We start from the raw sequence: 23,670 nt of genomic DNA, 5'->3' as shown, positions 1-23,670 counted from the left end.
GCAGTCCCACCCCCGATGCCGCCGCGTCCTCCGGTGTGGGGCCCGCACCTCCTTCCGTGCTGGGCGACACCTCCTTCGGTGCGAGGGCAACGCCTCCGCGACCTGCTCAGGGCGAGGTCAGCGGCTCGGCCTCGTAGGCGCGGTGCAGCAGCTCCACAAAGGACGGTGCCTCGGGCAGGGACGCGGTACCGATCCGGTGCACCGCGACTCCCGGCGTCCACGAGTTCATCACCACGGCCCCGGCCAACTCCGACAGGCTGGCCGGAGTGACCTCCGCCACGCGCTGCGGGACGCCGAGGCGATCCAACTGCCGGCGCAGGATGCCCATGGTGATCCCGCCCAGCACCTCGGCAGCCGGCCACACCACGGCACTGCCGTCCCAGAACGCCAGGTTCCAGATCGTGGCCTCGCTGAGCCGGCCCCGGCGGTCGACGAAGGCGGCGTCGTCAAAACCCCCTGCCACGGCCTGGCGCAGGAAGTACGTCTTGGCGACCTCGCCGACGTGCTTGACCGCGGGCAGGACCCGCTCGTACTCGACCACCGACAGCGCCAGTGGGCCGGCCGGTCCGGACGCGGGAGGTCCGGTGCGAACCAGGATCTCGGGTTCCACCACCGATCCGGACGCGGTGAACTCGCCCGCCGAGGAGTACGCGGTCGCGGTCAGCGACAGGTCGGCGGGACCGTCCCGCAGCGCCGCCCGCAGGTAGGACCGCACCCGCTCGTCGGGCAGTGCCCGGCCGAACAGTTCCACCGAGGCGACCCGCAACCGCTCCAGGTGCAGGTCGAGGCCGCGGATCTGGCCGCCACGCACCTGCATGGCGGTGAAGTGGGCATAGCCCGCGAACGCCAGCGGCGCCAACTCCGCCGCGGTCGCCGGCTGACCATTCCGGTGCACAACGAACGACGTCATAGCTCACTCCTGGGTAGGGGTGTCGAGTGGGCGGCCAGGTCGGGTCCGACCACGCGCGCGACGCTAGGGCTTCACATCAGTGGCAAGGTCAAGTTCAGGTGTGCCAGGCCACAGCCTGGTCCGCTGCCGGCATCCCACCCCAGGGCAGGACCGGACCACCACACCCGTGGCTCACCCGGTCGACGCGGCTGTGCCCACCGGCGTTCACGTCGTGGTCACCACGTCTCGTTGGGATGATGCGGTGATGCGTTCCCTACTCGCGGCTGCCCTGCTCGGCTCGCTGCTGCCGGCCACGGTCGGGGCCGCGCCCGCCGCGGCCGCACCCGTCAGGATCACCGATCCCGTCGCCCACGTCGACCCGCTGATCGGCTCGGCCAACGGCGGCAACACCTACCCCGGCGCGGTCCGCCCCTTCGGCATGATCTCCTGGAGCCCGACCAACACCGCGGGCGATCAGACGAACGCCGCTGGCGCGAACGGCTACTCCTACGCCACCCCGCGAACACGCGGGTTCGCGCTCACCCACGTCAACGGGGCGGGCTGCCACCCGGGTGCGGCGGGTGACGTCCCGATCATGCCGGTCGTGGGCACGGTGACCTCATCGCCGACGGCCGACACCACCGACGCGATCTACGCCAGCAACTTCAGCCACGACAACGAGACCGCGCGGCCGGGCCGCTACACCGTCACCCTCGACTCGGGCGCCAGGGCCGATCTGGCCGTCACCACCCGGGCCGGGGTCGGCGAGTTCGACTTCCCCCGCGGCTCGGTCGCCAGCCTGCTGTTCCGGGTGTCCAACTCGCTCAACGGCAGCGAGGACGCGGAGATCAACATCGACCCGGCCACCCGCACGGTGACGGGCTCGGTGTTGACCGGGGCGTTCTGCGGTCGCCGCGCCAACGGCGGTGAGAACAACCGCAAGACCTACTACCGGCTGCACTTCGTCGCCTCGTTCGACCGCGACTTCACCAGCACCGGCACGTGGGTGAACGACCAGCTGCGGCCGGGTTCGACCACGGCCAGCGGCGGTGAGGGCTACCTGACCGGCGCCAACCGGGCCGGCCGCGGCTCTGGCGGCTACGTCAGCTTCGACACCGCCGCCGACACCGACGTGCGGGTGCGCGTCGGCATCTCCTACACCAGCCTCGACGCGGCGCGGCGGAACCTCGCCAGCGAGGTGCGACCGGGCGCCGATGTCGAGTCGGTCGCGGCCGACGCCCGGCGGGAGTGGAACCGGCAGCTGCGGTCGATCGAGGTCGCCGGTGGTTCGGCCGATCAGCTCACCACCTTCTACACCGCGCTCTACCACTCGTTCCTGCAACCCAACACCGCCAGTGATGTGGACGGCACCTACCTGGGCAGCGACCAGCAGGTGCACCGGCTCGCCCCTGGCCAGCGGGCCCAGTACGGCAACTTCTCCGGCTGGGACCAGTACCGCGCGCACACCCAGTTGCTCGCGCTGCTCGAACCGCGGATCGCCGGGGACTTCGCGCAGTCGCTGTACAACCTGGCGCGGCAGAACGGCGGGGTGTGGGACCGGTGGGTGCACGTGAACGGCCCGACCCACGTGATGACCGGTGATCCCTCGGCGGTCACGCTGGCCGGCTTCTACGCGCTGGGCGTCCGCAACTTCGACGTGCGTGGCGCGTTCGACTCGCTGTACCGGCAGGCGACCGTGCCGCATCCGGACGGCCTGTCCAACGCGGGCTGTCCCGGCCAGTGCGTGGGGCAGCGGCCGAACCTGGCCGAGTACCTGCGGCTCGGCTACGCGCCCCAGGACACCTGCCACTGCTGGGGCGGCGCGGCCGAGACCCTGGAGGACGCCACCGCTGACTTCGCCCTGGCCGACTGGGCGCGGCGGCTCGGTCGCACCGCCGAGTACCAGGCGCTGATTCCCCGCGCGAGCTGGTGGCGCAACACCTTCAACCCCTCGGCCACCCCGGAAGGCGGTTACCAGCAGGCGCGCAGGGCGGATGGCAGCTGGGTGGGGCCGTTCTCCCCGACCTCGGACGTCGGCTTCGCGCAGGGCACCAGCGCCACCTACACCTGGATGGTGCAGCACGACGTGTCCGGGCTCGCCGCGGTGCTGGGCGGCGCCGACCAGGCGGTGCGCCGGCTCGACGGGTTCTTCCACCGGCCCGACGGGTCGTGGGCGACCGGCGGTGACGGCTTCCGCTACGACCCGACGAACGAGCCGGGCATTCACACCCCGTGGCTGTACAACGCGTTGGGACAGCCGTGGAAGACGCAGGAGACCGTGCGCGCGATGGCGACGCTGGTGTACGGGACCGGCCCGGGCGGGCTGCCCGGCAACGACGACCTGGGCACCATGTCGGCCTGGTACGTCTTCGCCGCGCTGGGCATGTACCCGCAGACGCCGAGCCGGGCGGAGATGCTGCTGGCCAGCCCGATGTTCGAGAAGGCGTGGATCAGGCGCGCGAACGGGCCGACCATCACGGTGAGCGCACCGCTGGCCTCGCCGGACAACCGCTACGTGCACCAGGTGTGGGTCAACGGCCGCGACCACGACCAGTCCTGGCTGCCCGAGTCCGTGCTCGGCCGCGGCGGCGCGATCACCGTCCGGTTGGCGGACACCCCCAACACCGCCTGGGGCAGGAGCGCTCCGGTCGACCACGTGCCGGTCAACTGACCGGGGCCGGACACCGCACGGCCGCGCCACCGCGGGTGTGGTGACCGGCTGGCTGGTCAGCCGCGCGCGGTGCTCTCGTCGGTGAGCACTTCGCGGATGACGTGTCGCGCGTTGTCAGCCAGCGCCGGGTTGGTGCGGTGGTAGTACGGCAGCTGGATGAGCGCGATGGACAGCGCCCAACCCCGGCCCCGCGCCCAGGTCGTGTCGTCCACGTCCAGGGCGGTGCGGAAGGCACGCCTGGCGTTGGCCGGCAGCAGGTTCCAGGCCACGATCAGGTCCGCGGTGGGGTCGCCAACGCCCACACCGCCGAAGTCGATGACGGCGGTCAGCCGCCCGGCGGTGACGAGCACGTTGCCCGGGCCGAGATCACCGTGCAGCCAGGCCGGCGGCCCGGTGTGCTCGGGCAGGCGCAGGGCGCGCTCCCACGCGGCGGTCGCCCGCTCGGTGTCGATCATCCCGTGCAGCTGCGCGATCGCCGCACGCGTTGGCGCGTCCCGGGCCGCCAGGGCCACGCCCCGTCCCGCTGGTGGTCCGCCAGCGGGGTCGACGCGGCGCAGCGCGGCGACGAACCCGGCCAGGTCGGCCGCGAGCAGGTCGGGTTCGGCGAGGTGGCCGACCACCGGGTTGGTGCCGTCGAGCCAGCGGTAGACCGACCAGCTCCACGGGTAGCCCTCGCCCGGCGCGCCCAGCCCGAGCGGGGTGGGCACGGCCACCGGGAGCCGCGGGGCCAGCCGGGGCAGCCAGCGGTGTTCCCGTGCCACGTCCGGCACCGCGCCCGCGATGCGGGGCAGCCGCACGGCCATGTCCGCGCCGAGCCGGAACATCGCGTTGTCCGTGCCGCTGGACTCGACCGGTTCGACGGGGAGATCAGTCCACTGTGGAAACTGGGTGGCGACCAGCCGGCGCACCAACGCGGCGTCGATGTCCACCTCGTCGGCGTGCATCCTGCCCGCGCGCATCCCCACCTCCCGTCCTGGGCGTCGGCCGGCCCGCACCGCCGACCTGGCCGGGTGGTGCCGGCCGCCTGCTGTTGCCGAGGGTCATGCAAGAGGGTCGGGGCGCAACCGGTCAACTCGTTTCCGCGAGGCACCAGAACCACGTGCTGTGGCGGCCGGCTCGACCGGACGGCCGCCGCGCGCCGACTTGACGGGAAGAACACGTTTTGTCTGGTTCAGTCGGATCGTTCGCCACGACTGACCGGGGAGGCGGTGTGCGACGCTCGATTCGTGCCGTGGTGACTGCCGGGGCGCTGGCGGCAGCGATGCTGGTCAGCGCCCCGGCCAGGGCCGCTAGCTGGCCGGTGCCCACCCCGAGCGGCCCGGTGCCGCCGCAGGAGGCACCGGTCGCCGGCCCGCGCAACCTCGACGGCCTGGCGGTTTCCGTCCGACGCGACGGTGGTTCACCCACCGGCGTCGAGGTGGTCTTCGACCGGACCAGCCGCACCGCTACCGGGGAGAAACCGGCCCCGGCCAGCCAGTTCGTCTTCCTGTTCGACAAGTCGATCCGGTTCAACCCCACGAAGTTCCCGACCTGCGACCAGGCGAGTCTGCGGGCGGGTGGACCGGCGGCCTGTCCGGCCGGCTCCCAGGTGGGGTCGGGTCGGGCGGAGGTGTATCCGGCCACCTCGGCCGAGGTGCTGGTGTTCAACACCCGGTACCGGAGCGGCCTGCGCGGTGTGCTGATCACCATCCCGGCCACGGGCGCGGTGTTGGCGAACACCTTCGAACCGGTCACCGGGTGCTACCGGGCGGACTACCGCTGGGGGTCGGACGAACTGCTGCCGTCACCGCTGCCCCCGCTCGACCGGGCGGCCACCACGCGGTTCCAGGTGTCGTTCGGTGCGAGCACCACCGATGAGACGGGCACCCACAGCTTTGTGGAGAGCAGCGCGCGACCAGGCCACCCCCTGACGTTCGGCCTGTGGAGCCGATTCGTCACCGGTCAGGTCGCGCTGCCCACCGCCACCGCCCACCTGGGTTGAGTCCACCTGGGGCGCGAGCCGTGAATGTCGACCAATCGGACGAAGAACCAGGAAGGTGAACAGCGGAGTTAACCGACGAAAATGCCGAATACGATGGCCGGACTCGCGTTCCACGCCGGAGGCTCTGTCCACACAGGACCAGGCGGGAACTGTCTGTCGCTGGGGGCGGGATGAGCATGCGGCTGTTCCAGATCGCCATGTCGGGGTGGCTGGCCAGTGCACTGGCCACCGCCGCCCGGCTCGACCTGGCCGAGCACCTGGCCGGCGAACCCATGTCCGCGGCGGAACTGGCCGGGGTGGTCGGCGCCGACTCGGCCGCGCTCGACGTCCTGCTGCACGTGTTGGTCGAGATGGACGTGTTCGCACAGGACGAGTCCGGCCGGTTCACCAACTCGCCCCTGTCCGAACAGTTGCGGGACGGCCATCCCCGGTCCGCCCGCCACTTCTGCCTGCTGGCCGTCGGCAGCTACGGCGCGGCGTGGCAGCACCTGGACCACACCGTGCGCACCGGCAAACCCGCGTTCCCACACCGGTTCGGCCTGCCCCTGTACGAGTACCTGGAGCAGAACCCGGACGAGGCCGCGGTCTTCGACCGGTCGATGGCCAACCTGACCGGCCTGGCCGCGCCCGAACTCGTGGCTGCCCACGACTTCTCCGCGGCGCGTCGCGTCGTTGACCTCGGCGGCGGCAACGGCCATCTGCTCGCCGCCGTGCTCAGGGCCAACCCGCACCTGGACGGGATCTGCGTGGACCGGGCGGAGGTGTGCGCCAGGGCCGGTGCGCGGCTGACCGACGCCGGGATGGCCGACCTGGTCGGCCGCCTCCACTTCCAGCCGGCCGACCTGCTCGCCTCGGTGCCCGCCGGCGGTGACGTCTACCTGCTCAAGAACGTGCTGCACGACTGCCGGCCGGACACCATCGTGCGCATGCTCACCGTGGTGCGCACCGCCCTGGTGGACACCGCGCGGGCAGCGGCCGGTTCGCGTCCCCGGCTGCTCATCGTGGAGCCGCTGAACGGTGCCGCCCCGAACTGGGTGCTGATGCTCACCAAGATGGTCATGTTCGAACAGGGCGCCCAGCTGCACACCGAGGCGGAAATGCGTGCCCTGGTGGCCCAGGCCGGGCTGCGCGTGCTGTCCGCACAGCGGCTGCCCTCGATCCACACGGTCCTGGAATGCGGTCTGCCTGACTGACGTCCCGTCCCCGACCAGGGGCGAGCCGTGCCCCGGCCACCGAGGGCACTCCCCCGCTAGGGCGTGGACCAGGTGACCGGTAGTTCCCGCAGGCCACGCACGACGCTGGCGTGCTTCCACAGCAGGTCTGACGCTGGCACGGCAAGGGCCAGACCGGGGAACCGGGTGAGCAGTTCACCGATCGCGGTGCGCAACTCCATCCGGGCCAGTTGCGCACCGAGGCAGTGGTGCGCGCCATGGCCGAAGGCCAGGTGCGGGTTGCGTTCGCGGCCCAGGTCCACCCGGTCCGGGTCGGTGAAGACCGCCTCGTCGCGGTTGGCCGAGTCCAGGTCGACCAACACGGCCTCACCCGCCCGCACCAGCACCCCGTTCAGCTCGACGTCCTCGGTGGCGACGCGGGTGAAGCCCGCGTGCGCGGAGATCGGGATCAGCCGCAGCAGCTCCTCGACCACGTCGGCCAGCCGGTGCGGACCGGCCGTGAGCGTGGCGAGCTGGTCGGGGTGGGTCAGCAGGTGGTAGACGAAGTTGCCGATCTGGTTGGCGGTCGTCTCCAGACCGGCCAGCAGCAGCGTCACCCCGAAGGTGACCAGCTCGTGCTCACTGAGCTGGCCCCGCTCGTCCCGGGCCAGGACGAGCGCGCCGAGCACGTCGTCGGTGGGTTCCTCCCGGCGTTGCGCCACCAACTCCGCCAGGTAGCCCTTGAGTTCGGTGAGGGCGGTGGCGATCCGCGCGGGGCTGTCCGCGTCGCTGGTCAACACCGCGTCGGCCCAGGAGAAGAACCGGGGCCGGTCCGCCTCGGGAACGCCGAGCAGCTCGCAGATGACCGCGCTCGGCAGCGGCTGCGCCAGGTGGGCGACGAGGTCCGCGGGCGGGCCGTGGTCGTGCACCCGGTCCAGCAGGCCCTGGGTGAGCTGACGGACCCGTGGCTCGATCTCGTTGATGCGTCGCGAGCTGAACGCGCGGGACACCAGCCGACGCAGGCGGCTGTGGTCGGGCGGGTCCATGGTGAGGATGGTGGGCTCGTGCGGAATCCGGGGTGCTGTCCTGGGAACGTCCCGGCCGACCAGGGCGGCGCGGCTGAACCGCGGGTCGGCGAGCACGGTCCTGGCGTCGGCGTGCCGGGTGACCAGCCACCCCTCGCCCCCGTAGGGCAGTTCGACCCGGCACACCGGCTGCTCACGGCGCAGCCAGGCGCACTCGGGATCGACGTCGAGGCGCCGGGGCTGGCGGAAGGGATAGCTGCGCGGCTGGTGGTCAAGGGCGGTCATGCCATCTCCTCGCGTGGTGCCGGCTGGTCAGTCGGTGGCCGCCGCCGGGGCGAGTGCTCGGTGCCGGGACAGGGCGAGCGCGCTGAGCACCGCGCCGCGGATCAGGGTGACCGGCGCGTACAGGTCCTTGCCGATCCACAGTGGAGGGTGAGGGCCGGTCAGGCCGTGCTGGAGCAGGAACTCCCGTCCCCGCCGCACCGCGTGGGCAACGCCGGCCTGGTCGGGGCGGGTCAGCAGCAACGTCTGCAGCGCGTACGCGGTCTCCTCGGCCGTGCCGTCCCACACGCCCCAGGACCCGTTGGCGCGCTGGCTGGCCAACACCCAGTCGACGGCCGCGCGCACGGCCGCGCCGTGTTCGGCCCCGCCGTGCTGGTGCAGCGCCACGGTGCAGCACAGGGTGGCGTAGAGCGGTGACACGTGCCAGCGGTCCACCCAGTGCCCGTCGGTCTGCCCGTCGCGCAGCCACCGCCCGAGCCGGGTGATGGCGTCGGCGCAGCGCGAGCTGTCCGCCGGCGCCTGGCCCAGGTAGCGGCCGAACACCTGGAGGATGCGCGAGTTGGAGATCGGTGAGGGCGCGCCAACGGGCTTGGTGGTCAGGAAGTGCGTGCCCGCGTCGTAGTCCCACAGGCACCGGGGTTGTTCGACGGTGTTGGTGGCCCACGCCCTGGCCAACAGCACGAGCGCCGAGGTTTCCGAGTCGTGGGCGAAGCCGGGCGCCGCCGGTGCGCCCTCCGTGCTGGCGTTCGCCGGCAGTTCGGCGAGCAGGCCGGCGATCCGGGCCGCCGGCACACCCGCCGCGGCCAACGCGTCGTAGACCCACGCCCGCTCGAACCAGGCCATGGAGGTCAGCCCCGGAACCGGGCCGCCCAGCCGCGCCTGGGTCTGGTCGAGGAACCGCACGGACTCGGTGTGCGCCGGCCCGGGGCGGTCCGGGCCCAGCCACGCGGCCGTGGCCGCCGCCGAACAGCCGACGATGCCCGACACCGGGTGGACGTCGGCGGATCGGGTCGCGACCGGGCCGACGAGTTCGAGGTAGTGGGTGGACACGGGATTGCGCCAGCCCTCGGCCCGCAACCGCACGAGCGGCTCGGCACTGACGTTCGACGGCAGCGCGAGGCGACGCCGATCCAGTCGCTCGTGGTCGATCCGGGCCAACCGCTCGTTGATGTCACCGACCAGTGCCGGCACCACGAGGAAGGCGACGAGGGTGCCGGGCGGTGCCGTGCCGTCGACACCGGCGAGCAGTCGGCTGGCCGCTGCCAGGCCCCGGTTGGCGCTGTCGAGCAGCCCCTGGTGCGCGGCGGCGGGGTCCCGGCCCCGGTCCAGGACGGCCAGCAGCGCCTCGACCGCGCTGAGGGTCGGCGCGAGCGCGTAGGAGCCGGGGCCGCTCCAGCTGCCGTCGCTGTTCTGGTCGTCGATCAGGAACCTGATCCGGCTCTCGTGTCCGGTGAGCCACGGAACCAGGCTGACCAGCCGCCCGGTCTCGTAGACCGACGGGTACAGTCCGCCGGTGGGATCGGCGAGGGCGTCCGCCACCAGGTCGTCCACGAGCGCCGGGACATCGGGTTCTGCTGGGTTTCGCACGATCAGCAACTCCTGCCAGGACACGGGAGGCGGACAGGTCACGGGACGAGGTTCGGGGCGCCGCCGCCGGGCGGCAACTCCTCGATGGTGACCTCGTCGACGAACATGGTGGTGGGGAACGCGGCGGGGTCGGGGTCGCCGGGCAGGATCGGCCCACCGGGACTGCCGATGACGATCAACAGTCCGAAGTAGACGGGTTGGGTGAACAACCAGCCCTTGGCGGTGGTGTCCTCGGGGGTCAGGCGCAGGTACGGCGTGCCGTCGAGGTACCAGGTGATCGAGTCCGGATCGTGGGTCCACACCGTGGTGTAGGTGTGGTAGTCGTCGCTGAGCGGGCTGCCGTCGGCGGTGCTGGTGAACGTGCCCATGCCCAGGGACGGCAGTTGGTGGCACTCCGGCGAGTGCACCACCCCGTAGACGCGCGCCGGCTCGGAGTTGACCACCTCGAACAGGTCGATCTCCCCGGACTGGTACCAGCCCTGCAACGGCTCCTGCTCGCCCAGGTGGCGCATGCGGTTGGCCCAGGCGAACATCGCGCAGTCCACACCGAGGCCGGGCGCGGTGCGCACCCTGGCCCGCACGCGGAGCGCGCCGCCGGGGGGTGGGACGAAATCCTCGCGCCGGGTTTCGATCCACGCCGACACGTAGCCGTTGTCCTCGTCGTGGGTGGCGGTCATGGCCAGGTGGCCGTCGCCGTCCAGGTGCAGGTGGGTGGTGTCGTCGGCGTAGCTCTCCATGCCCGAGGCCCAGGGCTTGCCAACGATGACCTTCCACCGCTCGTGGTCCAGCGGAGCGCCGTGGGGGCCGCGGAAGTCGTCCTTCCACAGCGGGCGCCACCCCGTCGCGTCGAGCATCGTCCCGGTCGCGTCCAATGTGTCCATGTGCCCCTCCGCGTGGGTTTCGGGTCGGCGGAACCAGTTCTGACGTTAGTGAGGGGTGCCTGTTCCGGCGCAGCCCCTAGCAGCCCCTACGCACCCCCTACTCCCACCGGGGTTTCCGGCTCACGCCGGGGCTGTTCGCCCAGTTCAGCGCGGAGGTGGGCCACCACGTCCAGCGGGGTGGGGTGCTCGTAGACCAGGCTCGGGGACAGCTCAAGACCGGTCGCCGCGGTCAACCGGTTGGCGAGTTCGATCGCGGTCAGCGAGGCGAACCCGAGGTCGAGGAAATCAGCGTCCGGGGGGATCGCCGCGGGCGTGGCGTGGCCGAGCACGGTCGCGGTCAGTGACCGCACCACGTCCAGCAGCACCTGGTCGGCGGCGGTGCGGTCGAGTCCGGCCAACCGGTGCAGCAGCGTCTCGGGTTCGGTTGCCGCCACCGGCTGGTCCGCCCCGGGCTCGGGGGTGTGCGGCTGGCACAGCTCGCGCAGCAACGCAGCCGGCTCGGCCGCCTCGTACCGCCGCCAGTCGATGTCGGTGAGCACGAGGAACGGTTGCCGCTCCGGCACGGCCCACCGCAGCTCGGTGAGCACCGATTCGGGTGTGAGCCGCTCCCCGGTGTCGGCCGCCCGGTCGTCGTGCGACCACGGCCCGCAGGCGACCGCTGTCGCGGGCACTCCCGCCTGGTGCCGTTGCCACACGAGCGCGCTGAGCACGGCGTGGCGTGCCGCGTCGGCTGGCTGGTCGGGGAAACCGAGCGTGGCCCCGAGCGCGCAGAGCACGACGAACGCGTCGAGGTGGCTGTCCCTGGTGAGTTCGTCCAGCGCCGCCACCGCTTCCGGGGTGCTGTCCACCGCGACCACCGCGGTGGGCTGGTGTTCGGCGAGCAGGTCGCGCAGGTCGTCCCGGCCGGTGCCGGGGTCCGGTTCAACGGTCACCCGGGTGCCGGTCGTGGCCAGGTCCGCCACCAGGTCGGCGATCACCGGGGTGTCGGCCTGGCTGTGGGTCAGCAGCAGGTGCTCGGCGCCGCCGTGCGCCAGGGACCGGGCGATGCGGGCACCGGTGCGGTCGACGACGCCGTCGACCAGCACCGTTCCCCTCGGTGTCCACCCGGTTCCGGTGCGCACGCGGCGGGCCGCGCGGACCAGGCGCGGCACGAACACCCCCGAGGGTCGCACGGCGACCTGGTTCTCGTCCGCGCATCCGGCGAGGACACGGCACAGCCGGCCGCGCATCCGCTCGTCCAGCACCTCGGGCAGGTCGAGCAGGCCGGCCCACGGCGCCCGCTGGTGGGCCAGCACCCGGCCGATCCCCCACGCCGACGCCTGCTCCGGGTGGGCCAGACCCGCCGAGTCACCAACGCACACCGCCCCCTGCGTGATGTTCCACAGTGGACTTCCGCCGCCCGCGTCGCGCAGTGCCCCCGCCAGGGCCAGCGACAGGTCGGGGTTCGCGGCCAGGGCCAGCAGCGAGAGCACGCCCCGCACCGGCTCGCCGTCGGTCAGCGCGGCCCGGACGCGGTCTTCGACGGCCGCCGCGTCGGGGTCCACCGCCACCTCAACGGCGGTCACGCCGTGTTCCCGCAGTGCCTGCAGCACACCGGCCACCGCACCGCGGTCGGCGCTGCCGGTCGGGAACACCACCAGCCACCTGCCGGCGACACCCCGGACGGGCAGGTCGCTGAACGCCTGCCAGGTGAGCCGGTAGCGCAACTGGTCGGTGTCGGGCCGCGCGCCGCCACCGCGCCACGCGGCCAGTGCCGCCAGCACGTCCGACAGCGACGCGTCCCGGTCCAGGTTCAGGGTGGCGGCAAAGGCGTCCAGGTCCGCGCGGTCCACCGCGTCCCAGACCTGATCGGTCCGCTCGTCCGGGGCGCCGACCGGCGAGTCCGGCACGGTCAGCCAGTAGCGCTCCCGCTGGAACGCGTAGGTGGGCAGGTCCACCCGCCGCGCGTCGGTCCCGGTGAAGAAGGCCGCCCAGTTGACATCGGTGCCGGTGGTGTGCAGCCGGGCCGCGGCGGCGGTCAGCGACGCGACCACGGGCTGGTCGCCGTGCAGCACCGGAACCACCACCGGTGCCCCGGTGGTGCCGGCCAACGCGTCCTGGGCTGTCGAGGCCAGGTCGCCGTCCAGACCCAGATCGAGCAGCGTTGTCACCCCCTCGGCGGCCAGGCGGTCCACGGCGTCGGGCACGCGTCCCGGCTCGCACCCGAGCCGCACCCAGTGCTCGGGTGCGCACAACTGGTCGGCGGTGACGGCCGAGCCGGTTGTGGTCGACACCAGCGGCAGCCGAGGCGGCCGCGCCGCCATCCGCTGCACGACGCGTCGGATCTCGGCCAGCGCACCGTCATCGGCCGACGCGCGCGCCGCCCGGCCGGTGGCGGCTGCGAGTGCGCAGGCATCGGCCAGTGGCAGCACTCCGGCGGCGTGTGCGGCGGCCAGTTCACCGACCGAGTGGCCCACCACCAGGTCCGGGTGGATGCCCCAGTGCTGGAGCGACCGGAACAGGGCGACCTGCACGGCGAACAGCGCGGCGTGGCTGACACCGGCGTGGTTCGGCGGTTGTCGCTCGGCCAACACCACCGCTCGAACCGCGGTTGCCAGCTGCTCGTCCCACTCGGCGCAGACCGCGTCCAGTGCTTGGGCGAACACCGGGAAGCGCGCGTGCGGTTCCCGCGCGATGCCGCGCAGCCGTTCGGTCCGGCCGCTGAACAGGAAGGCCGTCCTGCCGGGTCCGGTGCTGTCCGCGCCCAGCACGAGACCGGGCCACGGCTCGTCCCGGGTGAGGGCGAGCAGTTGGTCGCGGAACTCCGCCTGGGCGGTCCCGATGAGCACGGCCCGGTGTTCGAACGGGGTGCGTGTCGTCACCAGTGAGTGTCCAATGTCGACAGAGCGGAGGCCGGGGTGGCTGTCGAGGTGGTGCAGCAGCCGGTCCGCCTGGCCGCGCAGTGCCGCCGGGCTTCTGGCGGACAGCACCCACGGCACCACCGGTGGGTCTGGTTGCTCGGCCGGCGGCTGCTCGGCGACCGGAGCGACGTGTTCCAGGATCACGTGGGCGTTGGTGCCGCTGATGCCGAAGGAGGACACGCCGGCGCGGCGGGGACGCCCGGTCTCCGGCCAGGGCACCGGCTCGGTCAACAACGACACCGCACCCACCGACCAGTCCACCCGCGACGACGGCGCGTCCACGTGCAACGTGCGCGGCAACACCCCGTGCCGCATCGCCAACACCACCTTGATCACCCCCGCCACCCCCGCCGCCGCCTGCGCATGCCCGATGTTCGACTTCACCGACCCCAACCACAACGGACGACCACCCGACCGACCCCGCCCATAAGTCGCCAGAACCGCCTGCGCCTCAATCGGATCACCCAAACTGGTCCCGGTACCATGCCCCTCCACCACATCCACCTCACCCGGCCCCAACCCCGCCGACGCCAACGCCGCCCGAATCACCCGCTGCTGCGACGGCCCGTTGGGCGCCGTCAACCCATTACTCGCCCCGTCCTGATTCACCGCACTGCCCCGCACCACCGCCAACACCGGATGCCCGTTGCGCCGCGCATCCACCAACCGCTCCACCAACACCACACCCACCCCCTCACCCCACCCCGTCCCATCCGCACCCTCCGCGAACGACTTGCACCGCCCATCCACCGCCAACCCCCGCTGCCGAGAAAACTCCACAAACGCCCCCGGCGTCGCCATCACCGTCACCCCACCCGCCAACGCCAACCCACACTCCCCACCCCGCACCGCCTGACACGCCAGGTGCAACGCCACCAACGACGACGAACACGCCGTGTCCACCGTCACCGCCGGCCCCTGCAACCCCAACGCATAAGCCACCCGACCGGTGGCGATGCTGCCCGCGTTGCCGTTGCCCAGGTATCCCTCGAACTCCTCGGGAACGGTGTGCACGCGGGCCGCGTAGTCGTGGTACATCAGCCCGGCGAAGATCCCGGTCTGGCTGCCCCGCAGCGTTCGCGGATCGATCCCGGCGCGCTCGAACGCCTCCCAGCTGGCTTCCAGCAGCAGGCGCTGCTGCGGGTCCATGGCCACGGCCTCCCGGGGGGAGATCCCGAAGAACGCGGCGTCGAACGCTGCCGCGTCGTGCAGGAAGCCGCCCTCCCGCGCGTACGACGTGCCTCGGTGATCGGGGTCCGGGTGGTACAGCGCGTCCACGTCCCAGCCGCGGTCGGTGGGGAATCCCGACACGGCGTCGCCGCCGTCGGCGACCAGCCGCCACAGCTCCTCCGGTGAGTCAACGCCCCCGGGGTAGCGGCAGCTCATCGCCACGATCGCGACCAGGTCCTGGTCAGCGGGACTCGTGTGCACCGGAACCGCGGTCGCCGCCGGGGCGGGAGCCGCGGCCGCGGTGTCGCCGACCAGTTCCGCGAGCACGTGTTCGGCCAGTGCTGTCGCGTCGGGGTAGTCGAAGGCGAGCGTGCTCGGCAGGGACAGTCCGGTCGCGGCGTTGAGCCGGTTGCGCAGCTCGACCGCGGTGAGCGAGTCGAAGCCCAGTTCACTGAACGCCCGGGTGGGTTCCACCGCCTCGGGTCCCGCGTGTCCGAGCACCACGGCCACCTCGCTGCGGACGAGTGCCAGTGCCGTCTGGTGCTGTTCGTCGGGTGGCAGCGCCGCGAGCCGCTGCCAGGGGGTGGACTGGCCGGCGGCCCTGCCCGTTCCGGCGGTGCGCCGGACCGGTGTGCGGACCAGACCGCGCAACAGCGCGGGTACCGGCTCCACAGTGGACCGGGTGCGCATCGCGGCGAGATCCAGCCGCACCGGCACGAGCACGGGTTGGTCGGCGGCGAGTGCGGCGTCGACCAGCGCCAGACCTTCCGCTGTGGACAGTGCGGTGACGCCGCCGCGGGTCAGTCTGGCCCGGTCGGCGGTGCCCAGCCGGCCGGTCATGCCGCCGTCCTGCGCCCACAGCCCCCAGGCCAACGACAGACCCGGGTGTCCCTGTGCCCGGCGGTGTTCGGCGAGCGCGTCCAGGAACGCGTTGGCGGCGGCGTAGTTCGCCTGGCCGGCGCTGCCGAGCGTGCCGGCGGCCGAGGAGAACAGCACGAACGCGGACAGCGGGAACCGCCGGGTCAACTCGTGCAGGTGCACTGCTCCGTCCACTTTGGGCCGGAGCACCCGGTCCAGCTGTTCGTCGGTCAGGGCGGTGACCGTGCCGTCGTCCAGCACGCCCGCCGTGTGCACGACCGCGGTGAGCGGGTGCTCGTCCGGAATCCGCCGCAGCAGGTCGGCCACGGCGGCCCGGTCGGCCACGTCACAGGCGGCGACGCTGACCCGCGCGCCCAGTTCCGCCAGGTCGGCGGCCAGACTCACCGCGTCGGGGTCGGCCGTTCCCCGCCGGCTCACCAGCAGCAGCCGCCGCACCCCGTGTTCGGTCACCAGGTGGCGGGTGAGTGAGCGCCCCAGGCTGCCGGCCGCGCCGGTCACCAGCACCGTCCCCGCGGGATCGAACCGGACCGCGGGCCGCGCGTCGGACCGTGCTGCCCCGGCCAACCGGGGTACCCGCACCGCACCGGCGCGGATGGCGAGTTGCGGTTCCGCAGTGGCGAGCGCACCGGCCAGCGCGGTGATCGAGTGCGGCTCGTCGTCCAGGTCGATCAGCACGAACTGGTCCGGGTGTTCGGCCTGGGCGGCGCGCACCAGCCCCCACACCGGGGCGGCTGCCAGGCCGGGCAACGGCGCTGCGGCGGTGACGGCCACGGCACCTCGGGTCAGGATCGCCAGCCGGGATCCGGTGGGTTGGCCGGCGGCGAGCCAGGACCGCACCAGATCCAGCACGCGCGCCGCGCTCGCGTGTGCCGCCGCGGCCAGGTCCTCCCCCTCGGCGGGTTCGCTGGTGATGGCGGCGAGCACGACGTCCGGTGCTGGCGCGTGCTCGGTGATCGCGGCGTTGAGCGCGGCCAGGTCGGTGTGTCCGCTGGCGGTCACGCCCGCCGCGGTCAGCGACTCGACCAACCCGCCCGTATCCGGTCCGAGCACGGCGACCCGCTGGGTGGGCGCGGTGTCGGGCAGCGGCAGCACCGGCCAGTCCACCTGGAACAGTGCCTGGTGGGGCTGGGCCGCGTCGAGTTGGTCGGCGGACACCGGCCTGCTCACCAGTGCCGCGATGGTGGCCACCGGATCGCCCTCGGTGTCGTACGCGGCAACGGACACGGTGTCCGGCCCGGTGACGGCCAACCGGACCCGCAGTTGTGTGGCGCCGACGGCGTGCACCCGCACCCCGGTCCAGGCGAACGGCAGCCGCACCGCCGCGGCGGCGTCGTCAGCGGCCAGTGCCGCGCCGTGCAGCGCGGCGTCCAGCAGCGCCGGGTGCAGCAGGTAGGCGCTGGCGTCGAGGGTGTCGGGCAGCGCCACTTCGGCGCACACCGCGTCGCCGTGCCGCCACGCCGCGCGCAGCCCCTGGAACGCCGGGCCGTAGCGCACGCCGGCGCTGCCGAGCCGGTCGTAGAAACCGGTCAGGTCAACCGGGTCCGCGCCCACGGGTGGCCACGCGTCCAGCCGGGCCGGTGTCTCCGGGCCGGTGGGGGCCAGGTGGCCACTGGCGTGTCTGGTCCAGGGTTGGTCTGGTGGGGCGTCGGCGGCCCGGGAGAACAGGCTGAGCGCGCGCCGGCCGGTCTGCTCCGGTGCGTCCACGACCAGTTGCAGGTGGACACCGCCGCGTTCGGGCAGCCGCAGTGGCGCCTCGACGGTGAGTTCCTCGATCCGCTGGCAGCCCACCTGGTCGCCGGCGTGCGCCGCCAGCTCCACCAGGGCCGCCCCCGGCACCAGCACGGTGTCGCCGATCGCGTGGTCGGCCAGCCAGGGGTGGGTCTGGGTGGAGAGCAGCCCGGTGAACAGCAGCCCGTCCGTGCTGGCGAGGGTGACGGCCGCACCGAGCAGCGGGTGGTGGGCCGGGCCGAGGCCCGCCGCGGAGACCTCGGCGGGGCCACCGGTCTCGTGCAGCCAGTACCGCTGGTGTTGGAAGGCGTAGGTGGGCAGGTCCACCCGGCGCGCGGGACCGAACAGCGCGCGCCAGTTCACGGCTGCGCCGTGCACGTGCGCCTGGGCCACCGCGTTGATCGCGGTGCGCGCTTCCGGCCTGCCCCGACGCAGCACCGGCACCACCAGCGCGGCCGTGGGATCGGCCAGGCTGTCCCGTCCCATCGCGGTGAGCACGCCGTCGGGCCCGAGTTCGAGGTAGCGGGTGACGCCGGCGCGTTCCAGGCTGCGCATGCCGTCGCGGAAGCGCACGGTCTGGCGCACGTGACGCACCCAGTACTCCGGGGAACACAGTTCCGCGCCGGTGGCGAGCGCGCCGGTGAGGTTGGAGACGATCGGGATCCGCGGCGGGGCGAGGGAGAGGCTCGCGACGACCTGGTGGAAGTCGGCCAGCATGGGCTCCATGTGCGGTGAGTGGAAGGCGTGGCTGACCCGCAGCCGCCTGGTCTTGTGCCCGGCGCGCGCGCACTCGGCGGCGATGTCGCGCACCGCGTCCTCGGCACCGGAGATGACCGTCGCGTGTGGACCGTTGACTGCGGCGACACCCACCCGCTGTTCCCGGCCGGCCAGCAGCGGCAGCACCTCGTCCTCGCCGGCCTGGACCGACAGCATGGCCCCGCCGGGGGGCAGTGCCTGCATGAGCCTGCCCCGCGCCGCAACCAGTGCGGCGGCGTCGGGCAGCGACAGCACTCCGGCAACGTGGGCGGCCACCAGTTCGCCGATCGAGTGCCCGGCCAGGAAGTCCGCGCGCACGCCCCAGTGTTCGAGCAGCCGGTACAGGGCTACTTCAAGGGCGAACAGCGCGGTCTGCGTGTGCGCGGTCTGGTCGAGCAGGGCCGCGTCCTCGGTGCCGGCCTCGGCGAAGATCACCTGCCGCACCGGGTCGTCGAACTGCGCGCACACCTCGTCGAGCGCGGCGGCGAACACCGGCTGGGTCGCGTGCAGTTCACGGCCCATGCCGGGCCGTTGGCTGCCCTGGCCGGTGAACAGGAACGCGGTCTTGCCGCCCGTCGCCGCGGTGCCGACCACGACGTTGCCGGCGCTGGTGCCAGCGGCCAGCGCGGTCAGGCCGCCCAGCAGGTCCTCGCGGGTCCGGCCGACGACCGCGGCCCGGTGTTCCATGGCCGAGCGGGTGGTGGCCAGGGAGCAGGCGAGGTCGGTGAGGTCGACTCCGGTGTCGGCGAGGACGAGGTCGTGCAGCTGCCGCGCCTGGTCGCGCAGGGCCGCGTCGGTCCTGGCGTACAGCAGCCAGGGGCGCGGGGTGTGGTCGGTGTCGGCGGGATCCGCTGTGGACACGGTTGTCGCGGTGGTGGCCTCCGGTGGCGCCTGCTCGATGACGGCGTGCGCGTTGGTGCCGCTGACCCCGAACGAGGACACCCCGGCGCGTCGCACGTGCCCGGCGTCGGCACCCGCCGGATCGGGCCAGGGCATCGTCTCGGTGAGCAGCCGCACCTGTCCCTCGGTCCAGTCCACGTGCGAGGTGGGCTGGTCGGCGTGCAGGGTGCGCGGCAGCACGCCGTTGCGGATCGCCAACACCGCCTTGATCACGCCGGCCAGGCCGGCCGCCGCCTGGGTGTGCCCGATGTTGGACTTCACCGATCCCAGCCACAGTGGACGGTCGGCGGGTCGGTCCTGCCCGTAGGTGGCCAGGATCGCCTGCGCCTCGATCGGGTCACCGAGGCTGGTGCCGGTGCCGTGCGCCTCCACCAGGTCAACGTCGCGTGTGGACAGACCAGCGTTGGCCAGTGCCTGCCGGATCACCTGCTGCTGGGCCGGCCCGTTGGGCGCGGTCAGCCCGTTGCTGGCCCCGTCCTGGTTGATCGCGGTGCCCCGCACCACGGCCAGGACGGGATGGTTGTGCCGCCGGGCCTCGGACAGGCGTTCGACCAGCAGCACGGCCACGCCCTCGGCCAGCCCGGTGCCGTCGGCGCTGTCGGCGAACGCCTTGCACCGGCCGTCCGGGGCCAGCGCGCCCTGCCTGCTGAACTCCACGAACGTGCCCGGGGTGGCCATCACCGTCACCCCGCCGACCAGCGCGAGCGAGCACTCGTTGTTCCGCAGCGCCAGGCCGGCCAGGTGCAGCGCCACCAGCGACGAGGAACACGCGGTGTCCACGGTGACCGCTGGGCCGTGCAGGCCGAGGGTGTAGGCCACCCGTCCGGAGGCGATGCTGCCGGCACTGCCGTTGCCGAGGTAGCCCCGCACCGCCTCGGGCACGGTCCGCAGCCGCGAACCGTACTCGTTGTTCATCACCCCGACGTAGACACCGGTCTGGCTGCCCCGCAGTGACGCCGGGTCGATGCCACCGCGTTCCAGTGCCTCCCAGGACGCCTCCAACAGCAGCCGCTGCTGCGGGTCCATGGCGGTGGCCTCCCGCGGGGAGATCCCGAAGAACGCGGCGTCGAACTGGGCGGCGTCAGCGAGGAACCCGCCCTCGTGGGCCTGGCTGACGCCGTGGTCGGGATCGCGCAACGCGTCGAGGTCCCAACCCCGGTCGGTGGGGAACGGGGTGATGGCGTCGCGCTCGTCGAGCAGCAGCCGCCACAGGTCGGCCGGGCCGCGCACACCACCGGGGAACCGGCAGCTCATCGCCACGATGGCGATCGGCTCCGTGGCCGAGGAGCGCAGCCGCAGGTTCTGCTGCCGCAGCCGTTCGGTCTCCTTCAGCGACGCCCGCAGCGCCGCCACCACCTTCTCGTTAGGGTCAGACATCGCCCAGCTCCACGTCCACGGCGAATCCGGAACCGCCGTTGCCCAGTGCCATCTCGACCAGACCGTCCACGTCCAACGCGTCGATCGACTCCCCGGTGTCCTCGGCCGCGGGGGCGTCGTCCCGGGTGCCGGGGTGAGCCAGCCGCAGCAGGGCGTCCAGCAGTCCGGTGTCCCGCAGGCGCGCGACCGGGATCGTGGCCAGCGCACGCCGGATCTCGGCTTCGCCGGGCTCGGGCTCCTGTTCCGGTGCGCCGTCCGGGAACAGCGTGGCGCTCAGGTGGTTGGCCAGCGCCGCGGGGTTCGGGTAGTCGAAGACCAGGGTCGCCGGCAGCCGCAGTCCGGTGGCGCTGGCCAGTCGGTTGCGCAACTCGACGGCGGTGAGTGATTCGAAGCCGAGTTCCTTGAACGCCCGGTCCGGCGGAATTTCCGCCGCCGCCTGGTGGCCCAGCACGGTGGCGACCTGGCCGCGCACCAGTTCCAGCACCGCCTCGTCCCGCTGGACGTCGGGCAGACCCGCCAACCGGTCCTTGAGGCCGCTGGCGGGCGCGGTGGTGGTGACGCGCTTGGTCGGTCCCCGCACCAGACCGCGCAGCAGCGCCGGCACGGTGTCGGGTGCGGTGTTCGCGCGCAGCACCGCGGTGTTCAGCCGCACCGGCACCACCACCGGTTCGGCCGCGGCCACGGCGGCGTCGAACAGCGCCAGGCCCTCCCGGGAGGACAGCGGCACCATGCCGCCCCTGGCCATCCTGGCGAGGTCGGTGTCGTTCAGTCGGCCGGTCATGCCGCTGCGCTGCTCCCACAGTGACCAGGCCAGTGACAGCGCCGGCAGGCCGGCGGCCCGCCGCTGCCGCGCCAGGGCGTCCAGGAACGCGTTGGCGGCGGCGTAGTTCGCCTGCCCGGCCGTGCCGAACGTGCCGGCGGCCGAGGAGAACAGCACGAACGCGGCCAGGTCGTGGTCCTTGGTCAGCTCGTGCAGGTTCAGCGCGGCGTCGACCTTGGGCCGCAACACGGTGTCGAACCGCCGCGGGGTCAACGCGGACACCACGCCGTCGTCCAGCACGCCGGCCGTGTGCACGACCGCGGTCAACGGGTGCTCGGCTGGCACGCGCGCCAGCACCGCGGCGAGCTGCTCCCGTTCGGCCGCGTCGCAGGCGACGACCGCGACGTGCGCGCCGAGTTCGGTCAGCTCGGCCACGAGTTCGGCGGCGCCCTCGGCGCCCGGTCCGCGCCGACTGGTCAGCAGCAGCCGCCGCACGCCGTGGGTGGCCACCAGGTGCCGGGCCACCAGGCTGCCCAGCGTTCCGGTGCCACCGGTGACCAGGACGGTGCCCGCCGGCCACGTCCACGTCAGATCGTCCACTGTGGAGTGCGGAAGGCCGGTGAGGCGCGCGGCGTGCACGCGGCCCTGCCACAGGGCGAGCTGCGGTTCGCGCACGCTCAGCACCGCCGGCAGCAGCCGGCGGGACGCGTCCTGATCGTCCACGTCGACCAGGACGAACCGGTCCGGGTTCTCCGTCTGCGCCGAGCGCACCATGCCCCACACCGCGGCGCCCGCGGTGTCGATCCTCCCGCCGTGGTCGACGGTCACCGCACCCCGGGTGAGGATGACCAGCCGTGCCTCGGCCAGCCGCTCGTCGGCGAGCCAGTGGTGCAGCAGGCCCAGCACCTCGGTGGTGGCCGAACGCACCGCGTCGGCGTCACCCCGGCCGGCGGCCGGTGCGCCGATGCGGGACACGACCACCGCGTCCGGAACCGGTGCGCCCGCGTCGAGTGCCGCGTCCAGCGCGGCCAGGTCCGGGTAGGGGTGGACGTCCTGCCCCGCCCGTTCCAGCAGCGAGCCCACGGCGGCCTCGTCCGCACCCAGCACCGCCCACCGGGTGGGCACGGCCACCGGTTCTGCCGGTGTGGCCAGTGCTGTCCAGTCCACTTGGTACAGACAGTCCTGGCGGGTGTCGCGGGCCGAGGAGAGCTGGGCGGCGGAGACCGGCCGCACCACCAGGGCGTCGATCGACACGACCGGCGCACCGGTCGGGTCGCTGACCGCCAGGGACACCTCGTGCTGGCCGGAGGCCGCGATGCGCACGCGCAGCGCCTCGGCCCCGGCGGCGTGCAGGGTGACGTTGTTCCACGAGAACGGCAGGTGCGCCGGCGGCAGCGGACCACCGTCCCCCTCGGCCGAGGTACCGGCCAGTGCCATCGCGTGGGTGGCGGCGTCCAGCAGTGCCGGGTGCACGCCGTAGCGGCTCGCGTCGCCCCGCTGGTCGGCGGGCAGACGCACCTCGGCGAAGACCTCGAAGCCGCGTCGCCAGGCCGCCCGCAGCCCCTGGAACGCCGGCCCGTGCCGGTAGCCGCGCTCGGCAAAGCCCTGGTAGAAGTCGGTGACGTCCAAAGTGGTCGCGCCGGGTGGCGGCCAGTTCCCGGTCAGCTTGCACGAGCGCGCGGCCGCGGCCTGCTCGTCGGGGGTGGTGGTGGCCAGGACCCCGGTGGCGTTGCGGGTCCAGGCCCGCTCGGGCGCGTCCGCGCGCCGCGAGTGCAGGTCCAGGCTGCGCCGGCCCGACTCGTCGGGCGCGCCCACCACCAGTTGCACCAGCACCGCGTCGTCGTCCGGCACCACCAGCGGCGCCTGCAGCGTCAGCTCCTCGATCCGGTCACAGCCGGCCTGTTCGCCCGCGTGCATCGCGAGTTCCAGGATCGCGGTGCCCGGCAGCAACACCGTGTCCAGCACGGCGTGGTCGGCGAGCCAGGGCTGGGTCCGGGTGGACAGGCGCCCGGTGAGCAGCAGCCCGTCGGAGTCGGCCATCCGCACCACCGCGCCGAGCAGCGGGTGCTCGGCAGGGCCGAGGCCGGCCGCGGACACGTCAGCGGTGGTGGTGGTGCCGGTGGGCAGGCGGTAGTGCTGTCGTTGGAAGGCGTAGGTGGGCAGGTCGACACGCTGGGCACCGGTGCCGGCGAACACCGCGGCGAAGTCCACGGCCACCCCGTGCACGTGCAGCTCGGCCAGGGAAGTCAACAGCCGAGGCATGCCGCCCTCGTCGCGGCGCAGGGAACCGAGCGCGACTCCCGTGGGGTGGTCGAGTTCGTCAAGTGTCTGCTGCACGCCCATGGTGAGCACCGGGTGCGGGCTGACCTCCAGGAACACGGTGTGGCCCGCGGCGGCGAGTCCGCGCACCGCCTGGTCGAAGTGGACGGTCCGCCGGAGGTTCTCATACCAGTACTCGGCATCACAGCTGGCCGTGTCGATCGGTGCTCCGGTCAGTGCGGAGTGGAACGGCACGGTCGAGGACACCGGAGTGATCCCGGCCAGCGACGCCAGCAGTTCGTCGCGGATCGTCTCGACCTGTGCCGAGTGTGACGCGTAGTCCACCGGGATCCGCCGCGCCCGCACCCCCTCCACCGCACACCGGGCCAGCAGCCCCTCCAGCGCCTCCACCTCACCGGAGACCACCGTGGACCCAGGGCCGTTGACCGCGGCCACCGACAACCGACCACCCCA

The 23,670-nt window shown here is 73.2% G+C and carries 9 protein-coding genes and 1 pseudogene; 3 read left to right on the top strand and 7 right to left on the bottom strand.

Annotated elements, in window-relative coordinates:
• Positions 1-106: 106 nt before the first annotated feature.
• Complete coding sequence (locus LX83_RS21605) at positions 107-910, bottom strand: aminotransferase class IV family protein (protein WP_253774254.1); 804 nt, start codon at positions 908-910, stop codon at positions 107-109.
• A 244-nt stretch (positions 911-1,154) separates the two neighbouring features.
• Here LX83_RS21605 and LX83_RS21600 point away from each other — a divergent pair, with 244 nt between their 5' ends.
• A complete protein-coding gene (locus tag LX83_RS21600) occupies positions 1,155-3,560 on the top strand; it encodes a GH92 family glycosyl hydrolase (RefSeq protein WP_253774252.1) in 2,406 nt (801 codons plus the stop codon).
• Between the two features lie 56 nt (positions 3,561-3,616).
• Here the strand turns inward: LX83_RS21600 and LX83_RS21595 are convergent, their stop codons facing one another.
• On the bottom strand, positions 3,617-4,519 hold the full coding sequence (locus tag LX83_RS21595) for an aminoglycoside phosphotransferase family protein (protein ID WP_253774249.1): 903 nt from the start codon (positions 4,517-4,519) through the stop codon (positions 3,617-3,619).
• A 251-nt stretch (positions 4,520-4,770) separates the two neighbouring features.
• On the opposite strand from LX83_RS21595, the gene LX83_RS21590 reads away from it, so the two are divergent.
• Together LX83_RS21590 and LX83_RS21585 are read left to right on the top strand one after the other, a co-directional pair.
• Positions 4,771-5,541, top strand: coding sequence for a hypothetical protein (locus tag LX83_RS21590; protein ID WP_253774246.1), 771 nt, complete (start codon positions 4,771-4,773; stop codon positions 5,539-5,541).
• Positions 5,542-5,711: 170 nt separating this feature from the next.
• Entirely contained in the window at positions 5,712-6,734 is a 1,023-nt protein-coding gene (locus LX83_RS21585) for an acetylserotonin O-methyltransferase (RefSeq protein WP_253774244.1), read from the top strand.
• A 56-nt stretch (positions 6,735-6,790) separates the two neighbouring features.
• Here LX83_RS21585 and LX83_RS21580 read toward each other — a convergent pair whose 3' ends face one another.
• The 5 genes and pseudogenes from LX83_RS21580 to LX83_RS21550 all read right to left on the bottom strand — a co-directional run.
• Positions 6,791-8,002, bottom strand: a complete 1,212-nt coding sequence (locus tag LX83_RS21580) for a cytochrome P450 (protein WP_253774242.1) — start codon at positions 8,000-8,002, stop codon at positions 6,791-6,793.
• Between the two features lie 27 nt (positions 8,003-8,029).
• A complete protein-coding gene (locus tag LX83_RS38470; protein WP_253774240.1) occupies positions 8,030-9,586 on the bottom strand; it encodes a prenyltransferase/squalene oxidase repeat-containing protein in 1,557 nt (518 codons plus the stop codon).
• A gap of 38 nt (positions 9,587-9,624) precedes the next feature.
• Entirely contained in the window at positions 9,625-10,467 is an 843-nt protein-coding gene (locus LX83_RS21570) for a glycoside hydrolase family 16 protein (protein ID WP_253774238.1), read from the bottom strand.
• An 86-nt stretch (positions 10,468-10,553) separates the two neighbouring features.
• Positions 10,554-20,165, bottom strand: a pseudogene (locus LX83_RS21560) (SDR family NAD(P)-dependent oxidoreductase); the annotation flags it as partial.
• 4 nt (positions 20,166-20,169) lie between these two features.
• On the bottom strand, positions 20,170-23,670 hold a 3,501-nt coding region (locus tag LX83_RS21550), incomplete at its 5' end, for a type I polyketide synthase (RefSeq protein WP_253774236.1).

The organism is Goodfellowiella coeruleoviolacea (assembly GCF_024171785.1).
Lineage (GTDB): Bacteria > Actinomycetota > Actinomycetes > Mycobacteriales > Pseudonocardiaceae > Goodfellowiella > Goodfellowiella coeruleoviolacea.
Note: the sequence above shows the minus strand (reverse complement) of the source record. Positions and strands in the feature narration are given on the sequence as shown.